This window comes from Sphingobacterium sp. UBA5789 (assembly GCF_002418355.1).
Lineage (GTDB): Bacteria > Bacteroidota > Bacteroidia > Sphingobacteriales > Sphingobacteriaceae > Sphingobacterium.
Genome location: NZ_DIDX01000002.1, coordinates 157,584 through 178,011, shown reverse-complemented (window position 1 = coordinate 178,011; position 20,428 = coordinate 157,584). Strand labels below are relative to the sequence as shown.

Annotated in this window: 21 protein-coding genes; 8 read left to right on the top strand and 13 right to left on the bottom strand. The window is 38.9% G+C overall.

The annotated features are described in order from the left end of the window. Positions 1–5: 5 nt before the first annotated feature. Entirely contained in the window at positions 6–914 is a 909-nt protein-coding gene (locus tag B4B65_RS06080) for a DUF1338 domain-containing protein (RefSeq protein WP_293914326.1), read from the bottom strand. Positions 915–992: 78 nt separating this feature from the next. Here B4B65_RS06080 and B4B65_RS06075 point away from each other — a divergent pair, with 78 nt between their 5' ends. Then, complete coding sequence (locus B4B65_RS06075; protein WP_293914324.1) at positions 993–1,880, top strand: LysR substrate-binding domain-containing protein; 888 nt, start codon at positions 993–995, stop codon at positions 1,878–1,880. A gap of 8 nt (positions 1,881–1,888) precedes the next feature. Here B4B65_RS06075 and B4B65_RS06070 read toward each other — a convergent pair whose 3' ends face one another. Together B4B65_RS06070 and cdaA are read right to left on the bottom strand one after the other, a co-directional pair. Further along, a complete protein-coding gene (locus tag B4B65_RS06070; RefSeq protein ID WP_293914322.1) occupies positions 1,889–3,133 on the bottom strand; it encodes a dicarboxylate/amino acid:cation symporter in 1,245 nt (414 codons plus the stop codon). A gap of 8 nt (positions 3,134–3,141) precedes the next feature. Beyond that, positions 3,142–3,927, bottom strand: coding sequence for a diadenylate cyclase CdaA (cdaA, locus tag B4B65_RS06065; protein WP_002999975.1), 786 nt, complete (start codon positions 3,925–3,927; stop codon positions 3,142–3,144). 127 nt (positions 3,928–4,054) lie between these two features. On the opposite strand from cdaA, the gene B4B65_RS06060 reads away from it, so the two are divergent. Continuing rightward, positions 4,055–4,771 (top strand): pyridoxine 5'-phosphate synthase, encoded by a 717-nt coding sequence (locus B4B65_RS06060; protein ID WP_003012623.1) that lies wholly within the window; start codon positions 4,055–4,057, stop codon positions 4,769–4,771. A 91-nt stretch (positions 4,772–4,862) separates the two neighbouring features. Here B4B65_RS06060 and lepB (B4B65_RS06055) read toward each other — a convergent pair whose 3' ends face one another. The 6 genes from lepB (B4B65_RS06055) to B4B65_RS06030 all read right to left on the bottom strand — a co-directional run bounded on the left by lepB (B4B65_RS06055) (position 4,863) and on the right by B4B65_RS06030 (position 11,121). Next, complete coding sequence (gene lepB / locus B4B65_RS06055; protein WP_293914318.1) at positions 4,863–6,269, bottom strand: signal peptidase I; 1,407 nt, start codon at positions 6,267–6,269, stop codon at positions 4,863–4,865. A 21-nt stretch (positions 6,270–6,290) separates the two neighbouring features. Further along, entirely contained in the window at positions 6,291–7,724 is a 1,434-nt protein-coding gene (gene lepB, locus B4B65_RS06050; protein WP_293914317.1) for a signal peptidase I, read from the bottom strand. 5 nt (positions 7,725–7,729) lie between these two features. Further along, complete coding sequence (dapB, locus tag B4B65_RS06045) at positions 7,730–8,473, bottom strand: 4-hydroxy-tetrahydrodipicolinate reductase (RefSeq protein ID WP_293914315.1); 744 nt, start codon at positions 8,471–8,473, stop codon at positions 7,730–7,732. A gap of 173 nt (positions 8,474–8,646) precedes the next feature. After that, positions 8,647–9,387: a DUF5683 domain-containing protein gene (locus B4B65_RS06040; protein ID WP_293914313.1), complete on the bottom strand. Its 741-nt coding sequence runs from the start codon at positions 9,385–9,387 to the stop codon at positions 8,647–8,649. An 8-nt stretch (positions 9,388–9,395) separates the two neighbouring features. Further along, a complete protein-coding gene (locus B4B65_RS06035) occupies positions 9,396–10,322 on the bottom strand; it encodes a ParB/RepB/Spo0J family partition protein (protein WP_201680858.1) in 927 nt (308 codons plus the stop codon). A 1-nt stretch (position 10,323) separates the two neighbouring features. After that, positions 10,324–11,121, bottom strand: coding sequence for a ParA family protein (locus B4B65_RS06030; RefSeq protein WP_003012633.1), 798 nt, complete (start codon positions 11,119–11,121; stop codon positions 10,324–10,326). A gap of 239 nt (positions 11,122–11,360) precedes the next feature. On the opposite strand from B4B65_RS06030, the gene B4B65_RS06025 reads away from it, so the two are divergent. Further along, positions 11,361–11,882, top strand: coding sequence for an NADPH-dependent FMN reductase (locus B4B65_RS06025; protein WP_201680859.1), 522 nt, complete (start codon positions 11,361–11,363; stop codon positions 11,880–11,882). A 4-nt stretch (positions 11,883–11,886) separates the two neighbouring features. Here B4B65_RS06025 and B4B65_RS06020 read toward each other — a convergent pair whose 3' ends face one another. Next, positions 11,887–12,714, bottom strand: a complete 828-nt coding sequence (locus tag B4B65_RS06020; protein WP_201680860.1) for a UDP-2,3-diacylglucosamine diphosphatase — start codon at positions 12,712–12,714, stop codon at positions 11,887–11,889. A 108-nt stretch (positions 12,715–12,822) separates the two neighbouring features. On the opposite strand from B4B65_RS06020, the gene B4B65_RS06015 reads away from it, so the two are divergent. Further along, positions 12,823–13,557: a 3-keto-disaccharide hydrolase gene (locus B4B65_RS06015; protein WP_293914308.1), complete on the top strand. Its 735-nt coding sequence runs from the start codon at positions 12,823–12,825 to the stop codon at positions 13,555–13,557. A 64-nt stretch (positions 13,558–13,621) separates the two neighbouring features. Here B4B65_RS06015 and B4B65_RS06010 read toward each other — a convergent pair whose 3' ends face one another. The 3 genes from B4B65_RS06010 to B4B65_RS06000 form a co-directional block, all read right to left on the bottom strand. Next, complete coding sequence (locus B4B65_RS06010; protein WP_293914306.1) at positions 13,622–15,250, bottom strand: hypothetical protein; 1,629 nt, start codon at positions 15,248–15,250, stop codon at positions 13,622–13,624. A 70-nt stretch (positions 15,251–15,320) separates the two neighbouring features. Next, entirely contained in the window at positions 15,321–16,283 is a 963-nt protein-coding gene (locus tag B4B65_RS06005) for a FecR family protein (protein WP_293914304.1), read from the bottom strand. Next, the gene (locus B4B65_RS06000) at positions 16,280–16,834 is read right to left on the bottom strand and encodes an RNA polymerase sigma-70 factor (RefSeq protein ID WP_003000010.1); all 555 of its coding nucleotides are present in this window, start codon (positions 16,832–16,834) and stop codon (positions 16,280–16,282) included. The genes B4B65_RS06005 and B4B65_RS06000 overlap by 4 nt, the downstream gene beginning before the upstream one ends. A gap of 266 nt (positions 16,835–17,100) precedes the next feature. On the opposite strand from B4B65_RS06000, the gene B4B65_RS05995 reads away from it, so the two are divergent. The 4 genes from B4B65_RS05995 (at position 17,101) to B4B65_RS05980 (ending at position 20,373) form a co-directional block, all read left to right on the top strand. Beyond that, positions 17,101–17,916 (top strand): lysophospholipid acyltransferase family protein, encoded by an 816-nt coding sequence (locus B4B65_RS05995; RefSeq protein WP_293914301.1) that lies wholly within the window; start codon positions 17,101–17,103, stop codon positions 17,914–17,916. A 95-nt stretch (positions 17,917–18,011) separates the two neighbouring features. After that, positions 18,012–18,578 carry a porin family protein gene (locus tag B4B65_RS05990; protein WP_293914299.1) on the top strand — a complete coding sequence of 189 codons (567 nt, stop codon included), beginning with the start codon at positions 18,012–18,014 and terminating at the stop codon, positions 18,576–18,578. A 300-nt stretch (positions 18,579–18,878) separates the two neighbouring features. Further along, on the top strand, positions 18,879–19,949 hold the full coding sequence (locus B4B65_RS05985) for an acyl carrier protein (RefSeq protein ID WP_293914297.1): 1,071 nt from the start codon (positions 18,879–18,881) through the stop codon (positions 19,947–19,949). Between the two features lie 127 nt (positions 19,950–20,076). After that, on the top strand, positions 20,077–20,373 hold the full coding sequence (locus tag B4B65_RS05980; protein WP_293914295.1) for a hypothetical protein: 297 nt from the start codon (positions 20,077–20,079) through the stop codon (positions 20,371–20,373). Positions 20,374–20,428: the final 55 nt, after the last annotated feature.

Genomic DNA, 20,428 nt, shown 5'->3' with positions numbered 1-20,428 from the left:
AGATATTACTTATTTTTTATTTGAGTTGTATAGGTACTTTCAAAGATTTTATCTGCATTATTGGTCTCGAATCCATCCCTGCGTTGTGCGGCTGTTATCTGATCCTTCGGCGTATCTTTAAATTCAGGCAATACACTTCTTTCCGCAAATTCTACATAACTTCCGGCAATCTGTAAAGTGACTCCATCCGAAAATTGTGCGTCATAAAGTGCCGAGACAGTACTGGACTGCCTCAATAATCCGTCTTCACTGGTCTTAATCTTACCACCAGATGTATTCAGCTTGATTCCCAGTCCTTCTACAAAATTGTTAAATTCTTCCAATGTATTATACCCATCTTTAAGTTCATGGATACTGATGGTATAATGATTCAGATAATACCGGTTGAAAATAACCCAGGCTGCATATTCACTTTCTTGAAGCAGACGTGTATAATCTGCAGACGAAGGGAGCTTCCACAAAGGTTTCTGAAGAAAATCTGCTGCTTCCTGACCATTTTCGAGATTCAGGGTATCAACAGGATCTGCAGTAATTCCATCTGTATATTTATGAATGATAGCCTGAGCCTCTTCACTCAATTGAGAAACTATAAGTTCAGAAACAAATATTCGCGGATAATCAGTACTCGGCGGTTTGAACCAGTACGCATCCAGTTTTTTTCCTTCAAAATAATAGTGATCCATTTTTTTATACCCATAGGCCAAAAAGATCTTTTCGAATGAGGCAATACCCAAATGAGGAACTCCCAGGGTACGGAAAGCAATATGATCATTTACAATATCTTCCTGTGACGATACCACACCTTTCTGCAATAAAGCATCTGTAATCTGACCTACTGCAGTCACATTCTTTCTGTAATGCTCAAATAAATCGTTAAGGACGATATCTAAAGGTTTATTTTCTTCAAATTTCATGTTATTGCTCTTTTAGTACTACCATTTGATCAAATTTACCTATTTTCACCATAAGTAATGATTAATAAAACTTAAATAATGATAAGCAAAACTAATCAAATAGAATTACGTCAGCTTCGCTATTTCAAAGCTTTGGCTGAGGAATTACATTACCATAAGGCAGCGGATAAGTTACATATTTCACAGTCTGCACTGAGTCAGCAGATAAAATTACTGGAACAGCAACTGGGAGTAGCGTTGTTCGACAGACTAAACAAAAAAATATCGTTAAGTGATCTGGGTGAATTATTTTATTCGGAAGCCATTCACATTTTACAACAGGTGGAGCGGAGTATGGAACGTTTGGATCAGTTCCACACAGGATCAGCAGGTACATTGAAGATCGGGTTTGTAGCATCGGCAATGTCTTCTTTTCTTCCAGAAGCGATTAAAAAGTTCCACACCGCCTATCCGGCGATACATCTTCGATTTGAAGAGATGAACAATTTTGAACAATTACCGGCACTGGAAAACGGAGACATCGACATTGGTTTTATGCGGTCCAATCAGGTCAGAGACCAGATGCATATTCTACGGGTATTCGAAGAGACATTCACACTTATCCTTCCCCGGAATCACCGTTTTGGAAACTATCATTTTAAAGATTTACGTATATTAAAGGACGAAGACTTTATTTTATTTCCAAATGCCAAAAGTGAATTTTATTTTCAGCAGATTGTGAATCTTTGCAGTGACAGCGGATTTTATCCCAGAATCACGCATCAGGCTATTCATGGCCCGACTATATTCTCCTTGGTCGGATGCGGCATGGGCATCTCCATTATACCTACTTCTTTAGCTCAGCTTCATACGGAAGATGTAACAGCAATTGAACTTAAGGCAATTCCACAGCGTACCCAAATCTTTGCGGTATGGGATAAAAGCAATCAGAATCCACAGATACAACGATTTATGAAATCCATCTGAATGTATTCCTATAATTCAGAAATGGCGTGCTGATACTTTTCCTCATCGAATTCTTTTTCACTTTTTGCGATGACGACTGTAGCGACACCATTTCCGATAAGATTAGTGATTGCCCTTGCTTCACTCATGAAGCGGTCCACTCCCAGCAATATGGCCATTCCTTCTACTGGAATAACCTTGAGTGCTGTCAATGTACCTGCCAGAACAATAAAACCTCCTCCTGTAACAGCGGCAGCACCTTTACTTGTCACTAACAATATTCCGATAATGGTTAACAGTTGTGCAAAGCTCAGATCTACATGAAAAACCTGCGCTAAAAAGATGGTAGCCATAGACAGATAGATAGTCGTTCCGTCCAGATTGAATGAATAACCTGTCGGAATCACCAATCCAACGACAGAACGGGAACATCCAAAGTCCTCCATCTTTTGCATAATATTGGGTAATACAGATTCGGAAGACGATGTCCCCAATACGATCAGAATTTCTTCCTTTATAAATTTGAGGTATTTCCACAGGCTGAATTTATACATACGACAGATAATATTCAGACATACGAAGATGAATAGAATCATGGTGGCATACACCGAAAGCATAAGTCGCCCCATAGGCGCCAGTGCTTCTATTCCGTGCGTTCCTATAGTATAGGCCATTCCTCCGAAAGCGCCTAAAGGAGCCAGCCTCATAATCATCTTCATAATATTAAAGAGTACTTTTGAAAACCGGTCAAAGCTCCGCAGCAATGGCTGTCCCTGTTCACCAAGTTTTGTCAAACCAAGTCCGAATAATATAGAAAAGAATAAGACCTGCAGGATATTTCCATCCGTAAATGCTTTGAACACATTGGAAGGAACAATATGGGTAAAAAATTCTATCCAGTTGATTTCTGCAGCTTCATTCTTATATTTCTGAATATCCGCGACCCCTTCATGATTAAAGTTGACTCCTCTTCCCGGCTCAGTGTAGTGGGCCACAAAAAGACCTATAATAAGTGCAAATGTGGTAACGATTTCAAAATAAAGAAGTGCTTTTCCACCTACGCGCCCTACCTTTTTCATATCTCCCATGCTTGCTATGCCGAGCACTATGGTTAAAAAGATAATAGGCGCAATGACCATTTTGATCATATTGATAAAAGTCTCACTGATGATTCTTGCTGTATCCGCAAAACCGGGAAAATAGATGCCTGCAAGGACACCTAAAATAATAGCAGTAAGAACTTGAAAGGTTAGGTTCTTAAATATGTTATGCATTGGTTAGGTTATAATTCTGCCTTCAAAAGCTCTTCCAGCTCTTCGTGTGTAATATTCATATTCACATTTCCGTCCTTGGCAAAGGAAATCTCACCTGTCTCTTCTGATACGACAACGGCGATGGCGTCACTGATCTCTGTCACACCAATCGCTGCCCGGTGGCGTAATCCAAATTGCAAAGGCAGATCTTCACTATCTGACAGTGGCAATACACAACTTGCAGACATAATTTTGTTGTCTACAATTACTACCGCCCCATCATGTAAAGGACTTAGTTTATTAAATATACTTTCAATCAGCCGCTTGGAGATATGCGCATCTATAAGTTCTCCGCTACTCTGATAGTATTCTTCGTCAAAATATTTGGCAAAAACCAGTAAAGCTCCGGTTCTGGATTTGGACATACTGCGGCATGCATCAATAATCGGTCTCAGAAATTCAGTATTTTCACTAGCAACGGCTTTTTTGTTACCTAAGAATGACCACAGGTACTTCTTCCGTTTCATGGATATATTCTTGCCTACATGAAGCAAAAAACGCCTGATCTCCTGTTGGAAGACCACAATCAGTGCAATGGATCCAACTGAAATAAATCCGCCAAAGATTTCTGTCAGCAAACGCATCTCCATCTGCTTGACAATAAGATATATCCCGTAAAATAACGCTACTCCTATAAGGATGTTAACGGCAATGGTTCCTCTTATCAGGCTGTAGACATAATAAATAATAATGGCCACCAGCAAGATGTCCACAATATCTAACAGCCTAAAACCACTTAAGAAACTCGAATCCATTTAAAATTGATATATCCCGCAAGTTAAAAAAAATCGACTAAAGATGAGTGTTAATAATTGACAAAAACACACAGAAGTCTCTCTTTATATTTATGTTTGTATACGCATACTCTAATTACATCTCATTATGACTAGATTATCTGTAAATATCAATAAGATCGCCACTCTTCGTAATTCCAGAGGGGGAAATAATCCGAGCGTATTAGCTGCAGCTTTAGCCTGCGAACGGTTTGGTGCTCAGGGCATCACCGTACATCCACGACCGGATGAACGCCATATCCGCTATACAGATGTGTATGATCTGAAAGAAAATATTACAACAGAATTTAATATTGAAGGCAATTGCCGGGAACAAAAATTTGTTGATCTTGTGTTAGCCAATAAACCGGCTCAGGTGACGCTTGTTCCAGACGAGGAAGGGCAGATTACATCCAATCATGGATGGGATACCATTAAGCATCAGGCTTATTTAAAGGAAATGTGCAAACTTTTTAAAGATCACGGTATTAGGGTGTCTATATTTGTAGATCCTGACCCGGAAATGGTAGAAGCCGCAGCAGAAACGGGCACTGACCGTATCGAGTTGTATACAGAAGCGTATGCAACGGCATTTCTGGATGAACGCGAAGCAGCTATACAACCTTATTTTAAGGCCGCCCAAAAAGCAAACGAAGTGGGACTGGGCATCAATGCAGGTCATGATCTGGATCTGAATAATCTGACTTATTTTAATCAGCATATCCCCGGTCTACTCGAAGTAAGCATAGGACATGCCCTTATAGCAGATGCACTCTATCTGGGTCTTGAAGAAACAATAAAGCGATATTTAGCCGCGTTAAAGTAACCCTTAACAAAGAAGGAATAATACTTTATAATACTAAAAATCCTCCTCCGAATGTTATTCAGGGGAGGATTTTTAGTATCCGTAAGGATGTTTATTTTATTCCTTTAAATATTCTGTTCCACCTTATTTTTGACAGGAAGCTTCCGTCCTTATCCCAGCTCAGCCATACAAATAGTGCTTTGCCTACAATATGGTCTTCCGGGACAAATCCCCATCCCCTGGAGTCTTCAGAATTGTCGCGGTTATCGCCCATCATCCAGTAGTAATTCATTTGGAAAGTATAGCTTGTTGCTTTAGCTCCATTGATATAAATACCATCCTTTTTTTCTTCCAGTGTATTTCCCTCATACACCCGGATAGCACGCTCATAAAGGGGCATGGTCATGCTGTCAAGCTGAACTGTCCAGCCTTTTGAAGGAACGACAACCGGACCAAAATTGTCAAATGTCCAGTCCCATTTATCGATATGTGGAAATGCTGAATTCTGATTCTGAAACGAAATAACTTGTTCCACGTGTGCCCATTTCTTTACATCTTCCGATTCTTCAGGGGTAATATGAAGAAGATAGGGCTCTATAAAACTTTCAGTAGATTCGTATCGCTTACGAACCAATTGTTTCTGATCCAGACCGGAACCATCTGTAAAGACGAGATAGCCATGCTGCATATCCTCATTCGTAAAAGCGGGTTCTCCATTGATCAACAATCTCTTGCTTTTCATGGTCACTTTATCGCCAGGCATTCCAACCAGTCGCTTAATGTAGTTTTCCCTTTTATCTATTGGTCGGTTATAAGGCGCATCAGCTTCCATCGGATAATTAAAAACAACTACGTCATTGCGTTTGATATCCTGAAATCCGGGGAGTCGTCTATAAGGGACCTGAATCCATTCTGAATAAGCTTTGCCACCGGTAACCGGCATAGTATGGTGTGCAAATGGGAAAGCCAGCGGGGTAATAGGAATACGGGGACCGTAATTTAACTTACTGACAAATAGAAAATCACCCACCAACAGACTCCTTTCCATTGAGCCGGTAGGAATCATATAGGCTTCAATCAAAAATCCCCTGATCAATGAGGCGGCAATAACAGCAAATACAATAGCGTCCGCCCATTCTCTTGCAAATGATTTGGTATAAGGATATTGTTTCTTAAACGCTGCAGTATTATATGCTCCGAGATATTTTACATTGTTATCGTGTCCCCACAACGGCAGAATGATAAAGGGAATCAATACAACGGCTGCATGTTCCCAAAATCGCCTCTTACCAAAAGATTTGATGAAGTCGAACCAGATACCGTAAAACACGAAGACATTAACGATAGGTACAAGGAGAAGCAACACCGTCCATGTTGGTCTGGCCGTACGTTGCGCCATCACATATTCTCTGTACAATGGAATAATAGCCTTCCACCCTTGTTCCCCTGCCTTTTCAAACAATCTCCAGACCCCATATACGGACAGGAGAGCTGTTATTCCAAATATAATATACCACATGAAGTTGTGTCCTTCGCTTCTTTAATCGTTTATGCTTTTAAATACTCTATTCCATCTGAAACTCGAGAATCCTGAGCCATCTTTATCTTTGCTGTATAATACAAAAAGAGGTTTTCCTACGATATGATCCTCAGGAACTAATCCCCATACGCGGGCATCTCTGGAGTTGTGGCGGTTATCACCCATCATCCAGTAATAATTCATTTTGAAAGTATAGCTTGTTGCTTTGGCACCATTGATATAAATACCGTCCGCTTTAGTCTCCACTTCATTTCCTTCATATACACGGATTGCACGTTCATAAAGTGGCATAGTCATACTGTCAAGCTGAACTGTCCATCCTTTTTTAGGGATTTGTAGCGGTCCGAAGTTATCGACATTCCAGTGATATTTGGGATTGTGTGGAAATATGCCTTCTCCCTGATCTATATCTGTAGGCTTGGCAATATTAGGGATGATCTGCTTGATATTCGCCCATGTTTTCATATCGGCCAATTCTGCTTTAGTCAAAAACACCTGATAAGGCTCCTGACCTGCGGAATAGAATTCAATACGTTTTTCTAACATACGACGTGAATCCAGCCCTGTTCCATCAGTAAAAACAAAATAATCCATCATTCCTTCCGGCGGATCAAAACCGGGTTTGTTATTCACGAATAATACAGACTCTTTAAGCGTGATAATATCGCCAGGAAGTCCCACACAACGTTTGATCAGATTTTCCCGTTTGTCGATAGGCCGGCTTAACGGCGGATCAGCCTCTTCAGGAAGATTGAAAACAAATATATCATTCCGCTTGATTTCCTGTAATCCCGGCAAACGGCGATACGGCCACTGGATTATAGTCGAATAGGCTTTTGTACCTAAAAGCGGCATGGTATGATGTGCTAAAGGAAAGGCTATTGGTGTAATAGGCAGACGAACGCCGTAGTGAAATTTACTTACGACGATACAATCTCCAGTCATTAAGCTTTTTTCCATCGATCCGGATGGTATAAAATACAATTCGATCACAAAGCTTCTGATAAAATAAGCGGCAACGATTGCAAAGACAATCGCATCTGCCCACTCTCTTCCGACAGATTTCTTGTACGGATATTTCTTTTTGAATTCTTCTGTAGCAGACAGTCCCAGGTATTTTACCTGAGGATCTTTTGCCCACATAGGCAATACGATAAAAGGAACTAATATCGCCGCAGCATGTTCCCAAAATCTAAACTTACCAAAGGATTTGATAAAGTCCAAGTAAAGACCATAGAAAATAAAGATATTAACGATCGGAATCAGTAATAGAAATACCTGCCAGGTTGGCTTTCCCGTTAATTGTGCGAATACATATTCCCGATAAAAAGGTACGATGGACTCCCATCCTTGTTTTCCTGCTTTGACAAAGAGCTGCCAAAGTCCGAATAAGGCAACAAGAGTGAATACTATAAATACAATAATACTGATCATATGATTTACTTATTAAAGTCAAACATTTCGGTTACCTGATAGAATCCTTTTTTACCCTTAAGCCACTCTGCCGCTATAACAGCTCCAAGCGCAAACCCTTCGCGGTTATGTGCGGTATGCTTAAATTCGATCTGGTCTACTTCTGAACTATAGAGTACAGTATGCGTTCCCGGTACTTCTTCGATACGCAGGCTTTCGATCAGCAATTCATTTGGTTTAGGAATGATACCGTCTCCTTCATCTACCAGTTCATTTACCCATTGCTGTTTGGTATCGCTATTATTCAGAATACCTTCTGCAATAGTAATAGCTGTCCCGCTTGGGGCATCCAGCTTATGCACGTGATGGATTTCTTCTACCTGCACATCATATTGATGATAGGGCTGGATAGCTTTGGCCAGCATTTTATTGATATGGAAGAAAATATTTACGCCAATGCTGAAATTAGAACCATATAATAAGGATTGATCGGTCTCCAGACAAATATCTTTTACCTCATCCAGATGATCGTACCATCCTGTTGTACCTACAACAAGTGGCACGGATGCTTCAAAACACAGACTGATATTCTCCAGCGCTCCTGATGGCACACTGAAATCGATAGCCACATCGGCATCCTGTATATTTTGAGCCGTTAATGTTTCTCTGTTATGCTGATCAACAACAAGTATCACCTCATGACCTCGCTTTTGTGCGAATTTCTCAATGAGCTGCCCCATTTTGCCGTATCCCAAAAGGACTATTTTCATATGGATATAATTTGTTTTTTAACTGTAATATGGTCTATCCGAATCATATCTACTCCCGTAAATGTGGTGTGAGATAGACAGATATTCATATTATCAGGATTTTTTCTTCAAGTCAAAATATTTACCACGCTAATTTAATGACTTAAATGGATTTACAAAGAGGTTTGCGTGTATTATTTGAATTGCATTGTCATTTTTAGACCAATAGACGGCCGAATGGGGCCGCTTTGGAAAGCATAACTGTTGTTAGAAATAATAGTAGGAGAAAACCGGATATTTACTTTTTTTGCATCTCCAATATTCCATCGGTTCTTAAGCATAGAATCGACATAGGCTTCTACAATGTTCAATCCATACCAACCCAGTGTACCTAATATAGCCAGATCACGGTTTCTTCTGAAATTGTCTTTAGCCTGTATCAGTCCTGTGGTAGACATTCCTTGTAGTTCTGGATCTTTCCTTTCTGTATCCCCTGTGGAAATACGAAAATCCAGCTCTTTAAGTACCTGGCTGTAATATCTTTGGTTAAATTCAATGATAAGACCTGTAGATACAAAACCCCCGTATATGACCGGAACTTTGATCCACCATACACCTCCGTTATAATGTTGCCCCCATCCGGGAAGGATAAGAGATCTTTTCCAGGCGACTTTGGACTTGTGTTCAATGGCAAGACGGGCAGAGTCTTTAAAAACTTCTTCCGCCTTTTCCTTTGCTTCCCTTTCGGCCTTTTCTCTCTTTCTTCTTTCTTTTCGGGATTCTTCCTTCTTGATCGTATCCTGAGTAACGACTTTTTCTATTTCCGGTTTTGTATTCTTTGCGGGAATAGTTTTGACAGTATCCGCTTTTTGAGCAAAGCAGGCTACTGTGGTGGAAATCAGAACGAAAAGAGTGAACAGGTACTTTATCATCATTCTATAAATTACCAATCCAATAACTCCAGGATTCGGCTCAGATCATCTTCTGATTCGAAAGGAATCTCAATAGCTCCTTTTCCTTTTGTAGATGACTTAACGTTTAGTTTTACTCTTGAAGCAAATTTACTTGCCAGATCGTCTTCTATTTTTTGAAATTGAAAAGTCAGTGCTGTTTTTTTATCTGAAGGAGCTTTCTTACGGGCAGCGGCCTGTTGTACTTCACGCACCAATTGCTCGGCTTTACGTACGGAAAGTCCCTTTTCAATGATTTCTTTAAAGATATACAGTTGTTTATCTACTTCACCTACATTGATAAGCGCGCGGGCATGCCCCATAGTAAGCTGTCCGTCACGAATTGCCGCCTGTATAACGGGAGGCAATTTCAACAGGCGCAGATAGTTCGTCACCGTAGAGCGGTTTTTACTCACACGATCACCCAACTCCTCTTGTTTAAGGTTACATTCTTCTATCATACGTTGAAAACTCAGCGCCACTTCGATAGCATTCAGGTTTTCACGTTGAATATTTTCGATAAGTGCCATTTCCAGCATTTGCTGGTCATTGGCCGTACGTACATATGCCGGAATGGAAGTGATACCCGCCAGTTTGGAAGCACGCAAACGACGCTCACCACTGATCAGCTGATAAGCGTTATCTCCTACCTGACGAACAGTAATCGGCTGTATTAATCCCTGAAGCTGTATAGATTCGGATAATTCCTGAAGAGCCTGCTCGTCAAAATCTGTACGCGGCTGAAAAGGATTGACGGTGATCTCGTCTACTTTGATAAAATTAATGCTGCCGGAAGTTTTTCCTTTTTCCATTACATCAGACTCCGATACACTTGATGATCTGGATACTTCAATATTTTCATTTTGGAGCAATGCCCCAAGCCCTTTTCCTAATCCTGTTTTACGTTGTTGTGCAGCCATATTATGCAGTTACCGTTTGCTTTTCCTCTTTAACCATTCCATTTTTTTCCAGAATCTCTCTTGCCAGATTCAGGTAATTAATCGCTCCTTTACAGGACGCGTCATGCATAATTACGGAGATACCAAAACTCGGAGCTTCGCTCAAACGCGTATTCCGTTGAATAATAGTACTAAATACCAGATCATTAAAATGTGTACGGACTTCTTCCACTACCTGATTGGACAGGCGAAGACGCACGTCATACATTGTCAGTAAGATTCCTTCGATTTCCAGATTTGTATTTAACCTGTTTTGAACAATCTTAATTGTATTCAATAATTTACCAAGTCCTTCAAGCGCAAAGTATTCACACTGTACCGGAATAATAACCGAATCCGAACCGGTAAGGGCATTGATCGTAATCAATCCTAAAGAAGGTGAACAGTCAATGATGATAAAATCGTAATCGTCTTTGATCTCATCCAGAATCTTCTTCATTTTGTATTCACGCTCGTGCATATTGATCATCTCGATCTCCGCTCCGACCAGATCAATATGTGCCGGAAGCAGATCCAGATTTGGAGTTTCGGTGGCTTGAATAGCTTCGCGGGCGCTCAGGTCATTGACCAGACACTCATATACGCTTGCTTTGATTCCTCTTGGGTCAAAACCGATACCAGACGTTGAATTAGCCTGAGGATCAGCATCAACCAGAAGTGTTTTATATTCTAACACGGCCAAACTCGCAGCCAGGTTAATAGAAGTAGTGGTTTTCCCTACTCCTCCCTTTTGATTTGCGATAGCTATAATTTTACCCATTGAATGATAATCTAAAACGTTATATGCCTCTTAATTCGAATAAACCATCAAAAAAAACCTGCTTTTGTTCTGCTTAAACGACAAATTTAATGACGATTTATGAATAAAATGCTTAAATGATGTTAAATTCGTACTTTTGATAGCAGTTTAGTCCACTAAACCACAGACCGCTAAGATACAAAAAATCAATGATATCGTAACCTCTGTACGGGGCGGTTTTTGTAAGTAACAAGACGACAATGAATTTAATTATATCGGGAACAAACAGAGTGGGAAGTCACTCCCTGAAGGTGGCATCATATTATCAGCAGGAACTCAGACGCAAAGGAGAAGACTGGAGTTTATTATCCTTAGGAGATCTTCCCGAAAACATCATCGTATCAGACCTCTACAACCACCGCAGCGAAGCCTTCAGCATCATTCAGGAGCAGGTGTCGGCAGCTAAAAAGTTTATTTTTGTTATCCCTGAATACAATGGCAGCTACCCCGGAGTGCTTAAGGTATTTATCGATGCCTGTACCTTTCCGGTAAGCTTCTTCAACAAAAAAGTAGCTTTGGTAGGCGTATCAAGTGGAAAGTATGGTAACATCAGAGGCGTGGATCACTTTACAGGAGTTTGTAACTACCTCCGCATGCATGTACTTCCTCTCAAAATTCACATCCCGCATATTCAATCCGAACTGAATGAAGATCAACAGCTGTTTCAATCAACAACGGTGAAATTTGTACAGGAACAAATCCACGAAATCATTCAATTCTAATTTCTTATCTGGATTTCAGAATATTTTCCAGAAGCTGATCTATAGAGGTTTTAAATGAAACTTCAGGAGTGGGATATTTGCCTAACAGATGTTTACTGTTTTCATATACAAACATCTCCCATTCACCTTCATGGTATTCTAATGCTGTCAGATTTTCGACCCAGTCTCCTGAATTGAGGTAGATAGTCTCCCCTTTTTTTGTTTTGACCGTCCGGATCTGAGGCTGATGGATATGTCCACAGATAACGTAATCATAATTTTGTTCTATCGCGAGCTCTGAAGCTGTCTCTTCAAAATCATTAATATATTTCACCGCTTTCTTGACACTGTTTTTTATTTTTTTTGAAAACGAGTATTTCTCTCTTCCCATTTTCGTCAGCGCCCAGTTTACCAGATTATTAAGCTGAATAAGCTTATCATAGCCCCAACCTCCCAATTTTGCCAACCACTTGGCATGATGAACGGAAGCATCAAATACATCTCCATGAAAGATCCAGGCCAGTTTACCACCAAGATTGAGAATTATTTTATTCGTCAGCAGGATATTACCAAAATGCACGTTTGCAAATTTCCGAAGCATCTCATCGTGATTACCAGTGATATAAATGACTTCTGTGTCCTGACAGGCGAGTTCAAAAATATATTTTATAACCAGCAAATGTGAATCGGGGAAATAACTTTTTTTGAATTGCCAGATATCTACGATATCTCCATTCAGAATAAGTTTGCGCGGCTTTATGGACCTGAGATACTGCAAAAGCTCCTGAGCTCTGCATCCATATGTACCCAGGTGGACATCCGACAGAATGACTAAATCTACTTCTCGCTTCATATGCAGATTGGTTTTTACAAAAAAGATAAAACTATATTAACTAATCATTTTCAGACAATTAAGAAATTATAATTTTTATATCTTTACCAAAAACCAATACGGATACATATGTACTTTATAAACAAACATCTCCTTTTCATTACATTGCTGATTTTTGTGTTTCAAAGCTGTTCAAACTCCAACTCTACTTCTAAGCCCCTTACAGAAGCTGAACAAAAGGCAGGATGGCAATTTCTTTTTAACGGAGATAATACTGAAGGGTGGCATATTTTTAACAGCACAGCCAAAGATTCCAAATGGATTGTGAACAATGGGATACTGGCCTGCTCACCGCACAAGAAAGACGGTATATTCGGAGATCTTACAACAGATAAAAACTATAAAAACTTCGAATTAGCATTCGACTGGAGTATTGCCAAAGGAGGAAACAGCGGCGTATTTATCAATGTACAGGAAGACCCGAAGTATAGTGCTACATTTGCAACTGGAGTGGAAATGCAACTTCTGGACAATGCAAATGCGGAACCCAGACACCAGAAAGACAGCACGCATTGGGCTGGCTGTATCTATGATGTAAGTTGTATGGGTAATCAGTCCAAACCAAAACCTTTCGGGGAATGGAATTCATCACGAATTGTTCAAAAAGATGGAAAAGTCAGCTTTTACCTCAATGGTATACTGACTGCAGAAGAGGATCTGAGCGGTCCTGCCTGGAAAGCAAAAGTGCAGCAAAGCAATCTGAAGGTGCACCCTGATTTTGCAAAAGCTACTGAAGGCAAGATTGCTTTTCAGAACCATACGGATTCTGTAGCTTTCCGCAATATTAAAATAAGAGAGATATAAAATTTATTAAACAGATCAGAGGTATTAATCATGACCTCTGATCTGCAGAGCTTAATTATTCAGATTACCAATTGAATACAAGCCCCACTGAACCTCCTCCATGGAAGGTATCTGCTTTTTTATCTGAACCGAAAAACTTCCATTTAACCGGCTCTTTGTCTGCATCAGGAACTATATGTTCTGAATAATGGAAAGAAGGTGCGGCATATAAAGCCAGATGTTTTGACAGATGAAATCTTGGAATTACCCGCAGACCTGCTCTGAAGTAGTCATTCTTGAAATCTTCATCATAACTTGTTCTGCTGATCAATTCAGCTGCCAATGAGAACTTTTTCTTACGAATCATATTTGCTCCTACTCCAAATTCTAAAGCATACTTGAGATCCGGATCGTCCCAATAATACCCTGCACTGATAAGGCTGTATAACACACGTCCTCCCGACCTGAAATTAAGGCTTACTAACTTGCTTTCGTCGGCACTGACAGACAATTCTTTATATCCGTTTTTTATGAGGTTAAAGAGACCAATCGGGTAGTCACTGCTATCAGCAATATTAATCAAACCGGCGATCTGCACTCCTTTTACTTTTGTGGCCACATTAACAGCTCCTGCCAATTGGTTGCTTACTTCTGAGCGCGACACATTAACCAGTCCGGCAATCTGGCTTCCTTGTGAAGAATTGGCAATATTAAGTGCTCCTGCAAGCTGTAGTCCTGACTTTACGGTATCTACCTTGTTCCATAGTCCTCCGATTTGTACTCCCGACAAATCGTTAACCACCACATTTCCAGCTCCTGCTAATTGTAATCCTTTCACATTTCCTCCTACGACATTTACAAGACCTCCGATCTGTGTACCGCGCATATTGTATTGATTGATATTTAATGCTCCGCCTATCTCGAACCCATCCACTCCGGCAGTATAGCCACCCAATACGTTAAGAGAAAACTTATTGACAACCTGAGATTCAAAAAAACCGTGTGTGCTCAGTCCCGGTGTCATGGATACCTGAAAAGGGCTATATGCAAACACACCTCCCAGATTGAGACTCTGAAGCTTTCGCGAAGAATTAGAAAACAAATTCCCGAGATAGGTGGTAAATATTCCTTTTTCTTTATTATAATCTGAATAATATCCCAGTTTTCCCTTTTTTGCCAATTTGGTAGCCTCTATGGGCAACAGCAGAATAATGGATGTATCTCTGTAGTTTTCCTTACTCATTGATATAGCGACAAGCTGCTCCGGCTTCTTGATATCAAGTTCGAAATATCCGTTTTTATCTGTTAAGGTAGATACAAATGCATTTTTATCATAGATACTGGCATATTGAATAGCTTTATTGGTACGGATATCCTTTATATATCCCGTTATCATCACTCTGTTATTTATCTGAGCGGGGATATGAACATCCACATCCATCTTTTGTGGAGAATAGGAGATAATTACATGAGAGGTTGTCTCCTTAAAACTGAACTGATCTCCCAGCAGATTTTCAAGATAACCGACCAGCACACCAGTGTACGCCGGAACATTGACGATGCTATCCTGATTGATTAACTGGCTGTTATAAGAAAAAAGAATTTGATTGGATGATTTAATCTGTTCAAAGATATCACGTATTGATGTATTTTTGAAAGCCGGAATTTTGATCTGCTGTGCTAATTTTTCCTGCGCACCAGCGTATGCATACATACAGACTGCAACAAAAAGTGAGCATAATAGATTTTTTGACAAGTATGATATGTTATTTTTAGACATGATTTTATTTGATATGGTACTCATTCCCCTTTTTCTCAATTTTTAAATCAAAGGTCTCCAGGAGCACTTTGATAATTTCGGATAATGGCTGCTGTTCAAACGTTGCTGTAAGCAAAAGCTGCCGGTGCTTCGGGTTGATCAAAACCAGGTGCTGATCGTAGGCCTTATTCAGTATTTCAATTACCCGTGGCAATGGTGTATTCTCAAATACAAATTCCTGATGTACATAGTAGCGATACAATTGATCGGGAACAGTATCTACCTTAAGCTTATTTTTCAGCGTATCACTTATCAGAACAGATTGTAACGGCTTTAAGATGACCTCCTGATCTGCACTGCGTACACGTACAGAGCCGGAGGCAACAATTACTTCTGTTTCGCCATTACTACGTCTTACGTGAAAACTGGTTCCCAGAACAGTAATTTTAGTTTTACCCGCATCGATTACAAATGGATGCTTTTCATCTCTTTTCACTTCAAAAAATACTTCTCCGGATGTAAGTTTCACTGATCTGTTTTTACTTAACCAGGACTCAGAATAGGCGATCTGAGAATATTTATTTAACGTAACCACACTTCCGTCAGGTAACTGATCTCTCCGGACATCAGCAAAAGATTGCAATTGCTTATCCACGGCAGACTGTACTGCAAAGAAATAAAGAGAAATACCCAAACACAACAAGGTGACAGCTGCGATCATCCATTTGACCGAAAAGAACTTTGAAGGTTTTTCATATTTGACCTGAGCTTCCTCTCGTTCATTCTTTCTCCGTACAAAATCTGCCCAGACCCGATCGACATCGATATCTTCCGGGACAGTTGTTTGCTTACTCAGTTCCCAGGCTTTCTTCATTTGTTGATACACTTTTTCATTTTCATGATTACTGGAGATCCATTGTTCTACCACAAGAACCTCTTCCGGAGAAGCATCTCCTACAATATATTTTGTCACTAACACGTCTTTCATAACCCAAATAGTAAAGAGATGATTAAAAAGGTTAAATAATCTACCAGATGTACACGCAGATGGCGCAATGCCTTGCTCATATGGCCTTCTACGGTCTTGATGGATAAGTTGAGCAGATCTGCAATCTCCTTATACTTTAAATCCTGAAACCGACTCATCTCAAAAACAGCCCGGCTTTTCTCCGGCAGCTGTAACAGTGCCTGATGCAATTGTTTCTTTAACTCCGAATCTCCCTGATCCATATACTCTGTATCTTTTTCATGCAGCAACTGGTATTCCTGATACCTTCTTTTTAATTGCTCGCGCTTAAGTGTATTGAGACTTTCATGATACACTGCACGATAGAGGTAGGCTTTTAAGGAAGTGTGGATATCTGTCTCCCAGTCCCGCTCCCAAAGCCTCATAAATACCTGCTGTACCACCTCTTCTGCAATAGCTGAATCCTCCAGGAAACGAAAAGCATACCGATGGAGATCCTTGAAATGTTCTCTGAAGATCATTTCAAACTTGTGTTCCTTTTGAAGCGGAATATGTTCAATACCTGCTAACATCGAAATAATTTAAATACGTTATTTATTCTTCAATTTATAGCTAAGACAACTCTAAAATCATTTACCCTCATCCTTTTTCTGTTTTTTTTCTTTTTGCCGTTTTCACCGATACTTTTCTCCTCTTTTTAAGGGTAAAAGCCAAACCAGTTGTCAAAACTATTAAAAAACAATGTTAAACATGAGCCTCCTCATCTACTCTTTTATTCTCGGCGGATTAATTTTTATTTCTTTCCTATGGATGCTGTATACCCTTATAAATGCGATACATGAAAGCGCAGAAACAGAGTAATAAAACGAATCGTAGTGCTCAACACATGAACAGCATATACCGTATTACAGGATTTATAATCGGACGAATATTTCGCTATCGATATAATGTCGTTATTCAAAACTTCGCCAGAGCATTTCCCGACATGTCGTACACTTCGATTGTACATCATGTACATGATTTCTATTGTATACTTGGCCGAATTGTCACTGAACAACTATCGGGTATATTTCGTTCACCCAAACTCCATTTGCAAAATACACAGCTACTGGACACGCCTTACCGCGAAAAGAGACATATTATTATGCTGATGGGTCACTATGGAAACTGGGAACTTCTGAATCGCCTGCCAGGTGTATTAAACAAACCTGTACAAGCACTTTACAAACCTTTAAAAAGTGATCTTTTTGATCACCTCTCCACAAAAATCAGAACACGGGAAGGCTTACGGCTTATTCCTTCATCTCAGGCTTTAAGGACATTATTAAAGGAAAAGAACGCTCCAAATATCACAGTATTTCTTGCGGATCAATATCCCGGAATTGAGAATGGCTATCCTGTTACATTTCTGAATCAGCAAACCTATGCCTTTAGCGGAGCGGAAAAAATTGCGAAGACTTTAAATGCTTATGTAGTATATGGGGAATTGTCTCCTGCAGGTGATTACGCATGGACGCTTAGCTTAGATCTTATCTGTGATTCCGCAGGCCAAACTTCAGCAGGTGAAATAACACTCAATTATATCCGGAAACTGGAAGATAGCATTATGAAAGCGCCTTGTTATTGGTTATGGTCACACCGGAGATGGAAATAAAAAAAAAATTAAAATGCGACAAGGGTATAATGCAATTACACTGTCTTATCCCTAAACAACAATAAAAATTTCATTATCTACTAAAATCAAAAAAGATGAACAAGAACTTAAAAACAGGATTCACACTATTAGCACTTACTTTGGGATTGTCTCTAACTGCACATGCTCAAAAAATTGAATATGGCATAAAGGCGGGGGCACAGTACAGCAGCTTTTCATATGGAAATAAAACAATTAAAGACGAAGCCGGCAAAATAGGTGCACATATAGGAGTATTTGCACGTACTACTGAAAAATTATACTTTCAACCAGAACTGAATTTTTCCATGTTTAATGCAAAATATACGTACGACAGCAAAGTGTACACACCAAAATTCTATCAGGCAAATCTACCTCTACAAGTGGGATATAAAGTCCTTGAAAAAGATGAATTGAACTTACGTGTATCTGCAGGACCTCAACTTAACTATGATCTGAAAAAAGTGAAGGCAACTGCTACATCCTCATTCAAACAACTGTCCTACGACGCATTAATAAATGTCGGAGCTGATGTCGAGAAATTCACTTTCGACCTGAGATTCAATTACGGCCTCAATAAAAGAAATAAAGACCTGGGTGCCCGTAATGAAACTTATGGCTTGTCAGTAGGATACAAATTCTAATTCCTTTCCCCTCTATTTTAGTAATCAGGCATCCGCGAGGGATGCCTTTTTTTGTTAGCATATATAATAACAAAAAATAATATTAATTTTATAATCTAGAATTAATAAAAAAAACCATATCTTTAATAAAAGAATCCTAAATAGATATTGTTTTTTTCATGTTTAGAAATAATCACTTTAAATGTATATTATTTCTCCAAAGATTAACAATTGACATAAAACTGAGATAACCAATCTTTTCGAGCTAACAAAAATTATTAATCCAACACTTACTCAGAACTATTACAAACAATAAATAATATGAAACATCTTTTAAAATTATTTTTCATTTTGTCATTACTATCGTGCTCAAAAAATGATTCAATCATGCTTTCTGATTCCACAAAACCCAAAAGGACAGAACTTAATACTTTTGATAGTAAAAAGATAGCTAATACTCGAATTAGTTTTTGGACAGTTGCTTCCACCATTAAGCTTTTTATTTCTGATCTAAAAGGAATTGATGTAGCAAATATCCCTTTGGATGCGGATTTATATGCCGATTTAGACTTTGAAGAAATCGATTTCTTAGACCTCATTAGTTTTATTGAGAATGAATATGAAATGTCTATAGAAGATCAAGACGCAGATAAAATTAAAACCGTAAATGATGTTGTTAATATCTGCTTTTCCTATTTACTTAATGAAGTATCCGTTGATCCCCCAAATAATAGTACAACACCGATCACAATAGATTATATCCCAAAGTGGGATTTTGATAGCCCAAGTGTATTAATAGTTCCAATGACCATAACAAACCAAATCAGTAACGAATGTTTAAAATCAATGGTTAATGAAATAATTAATAAAAACATTTCTACCTTTACTAATGATCGTCTGTTCGACATTTTTAAACAAAATGGTTTAGTAAACCTTAAATTTACTCAAAGCACAAATCTACCAGAATTAACTGGAGGTATTGCTAGTACAACTATTAGATCTGGAGATCCTCGCCTTGATGTTGAAGTAAAATTAAATGTAAATACTTTACCAAATGCATCTCAAGAATACATAGCAACGGTAGTAATCCACGAATCTATACATGCCTATCTTTACACTAAAGGAGTTGCTAATAATTTAATTCAAAATCATGATGTAATGTGGGCCAACTATACAGAAATTATTGCAGGTTATCTAAATCAAAATTATGGAACAAATATAGATGAAGCTCGTGTTTTAGCAACAGAAGGTTTACAAGAAACATTTCAAAGTATACAGCTAAATAAGATTTATGCGAATCAAAAAAATAAAACAGACTTACCTTCTGTACAAAGAGAAGAATTAATTCAGAAATATAGAAAAGGACAAAAAGGTAAAAAATGTCAGAAATAATATGTATAAATTAAAATCCATGAAAATGCGCGCAGCAATATTAATATCATTTATAGTCTTCATCGTTACGTCTTCTCTCGTAAGTTGCTCTTCAACAGTAAAGCTAGGTCTATCGGGAAAGTATAATATGAAGCACGTTCAAAGCGAAGAAATTGGAGAGAACAAAGTAGCGATTGCAATTAACCTCTTTGATATCAAGACCAAAGATAAAATTGATATTGCGGATGTAAAAAATCTACCGGGTATTGTTATAGATAGTTCAAGCAATTACAAATTGCTTCTATTTGAACGGGACTTATTACCTCGAAGTATTATAATCAATAAACGAGGAAAAATGCCCTTGCCACTTCATCCTGAGAAAAGCAAAAAGAACCTTCTTATATTTAAAGTATACCTAAGCAAAGATACAAGAGGTGTTATCTGATCTCTAAAGAATATAATTAACCATAATTAGGCCATAACAAAAAAGCATCCTGTCG

Excerpts from the sequence above, each read along its gene's own strand:
- B4B65_RS06080 (WP_293914326.1), bottom strand. The coding sequence starts at position 914 with ATGAAATTTGAAGAAAATAAACCTTTAGATATCGTCCTTAACGATTTA.
- B4B65_RS06075 (WP_293914324.1), top strand. The coding sequence starts at position 993 with ATGATAAGCAAAACTAATCAAATAGAATTACGTCAGCTTCGCTATTTC.
- B4B65_RS06070 (WP_293914322.1), bottom strand. The coding sequence starts at position 3,133 with ATGCATAACATATTTAAGAACCTAACCTTTCAAGTTCTTACTGCTATT.
- cdaA (WP_002999975.1), bottom strand. The coding sequence starts at position 3,927 with ATGGATTCGAGTTTCTTAAGTGGTTTTAGGCTGTTAGATATTGTGGAC.
- B4B65_RS06060 (WP_003012623.1), top strand. The coding sequence starts at position 4,055 with ATGACTAGATTATCTGTAAATATCAATAAGATCGCCACTCTTCGTAAT.
- lepB (WP_293914318.1), bottom strand. The coding sequence starts at position 6,269 with ATGTGGTATATTATATTTGGAATAACAGCTCTCCTGTCCGTATATGGG.
- lepB (WP_293914317.1), bottom strand. The coding sequence starts at position 7,724 with ATGATCAGTATTATTGTATTTATAGTATTCACTCTTGTTGCCTTATTC.
- dapB (WP_293914315.1), bottom strand. The coding sequence starts at position 8,473 with ATGAAAATAGTCCTTTTGGGATACGGCAAAATGGGGCAGCTCATTGAG.
- B4B65_RS06040 (WP_293914313.1), bottom strand. The coding sequence starts at position 9,387 with ATGATGATAAAGTACCTGTTCACTCTTTTCGTTCTGATTTCCACCACA.
- B4B65_RS06035 (WP_201680858.1), bottom strand. The coding sequence starts at position 10,322 with ATGGCTGCACAACAACGTAAAACAGGATTAGGAAAAGGGCTTGGGGCA.
- B4B65_RS06030 (WP_003012633.1), bottom strand. The coding sequence starts at position 11,121 with ATGGGTAAAATTATAGCTATCGCAAATCAAAAGGGAGGAGTAGGGAAA.
- B4B65_RS06025 (WP_201680859.1), top strand. The coding sequence starts at position 11,361 with ATGAATTTAATTATATCGGGAACAAACAGAGTGGGAAGTCACTCCCTG.
- B4B65_RS06020 (WP_201680860.1), bottom strand. The coding sequence starts at position 12,714 with ATGAAGCGAGAAGTAGATTTAGTCATTCTGTCGGATGTCCACCTGGGT.
- B4B65_RS06015 (WP_293914308.1), top strand. The coding sequence starts at position 12,823 with ATGTACTTTATAAACAAACATCTCCTTTTCATTACATTGCTGATTTTT.
- B4B65_RS06010 (WP_293914306.1), bottom strand. The coding sequence starts at position 15,250 with ATGTATGCATACGCTGGTGCGCAGGAAAAATTAGCACAGCAGATCAAA.
- B4B65_RS06005 (WP_293914304.1), bottom strand. The coding sequence starts at position 16,283 with ATGAAAGACGTGTTAGTGACAAAATATATTGTAGGAGATGCTTCTCCG.
- B4B65_RS06000 (WP_003000010.1), bottom strand. The coding sequence starts at position 16,834 with ATGTTAGCAGGTATTGAACATATTCCGCTTCAAAAGGAACACAAGTTT.
- B4B65_RS05995 (WP_293914301.1), top strand. The coding sequence starts at position 17,101 with ATGAAAGCGCAGAAACAGAGTAATAAAACGAATCGTAGTGCTCAACAC.
- B4B65_RS05990 (WP_293914299.1), top strand. The coding sequence starts at position 18,012 with ATGAACAAGAACTTAAAAACAGGATTCACACTATTAGCACTTACTTTG.
- B4B65_RS05985 (WP_293914297.1), top strand. The coding sequence starts at position 18,879 with ATGAAACATCTTTTAAAATTATTTTTCATTTTGTCATTACTATCGTGC.
- B4B65_RS05980 (WP_293914295.1), top strand. The coding sequence starts at position 20,077 with ATGAAGCACGTTCAAAGCGAAGAAATTGGAGAGAACAAAGTAGCGATT.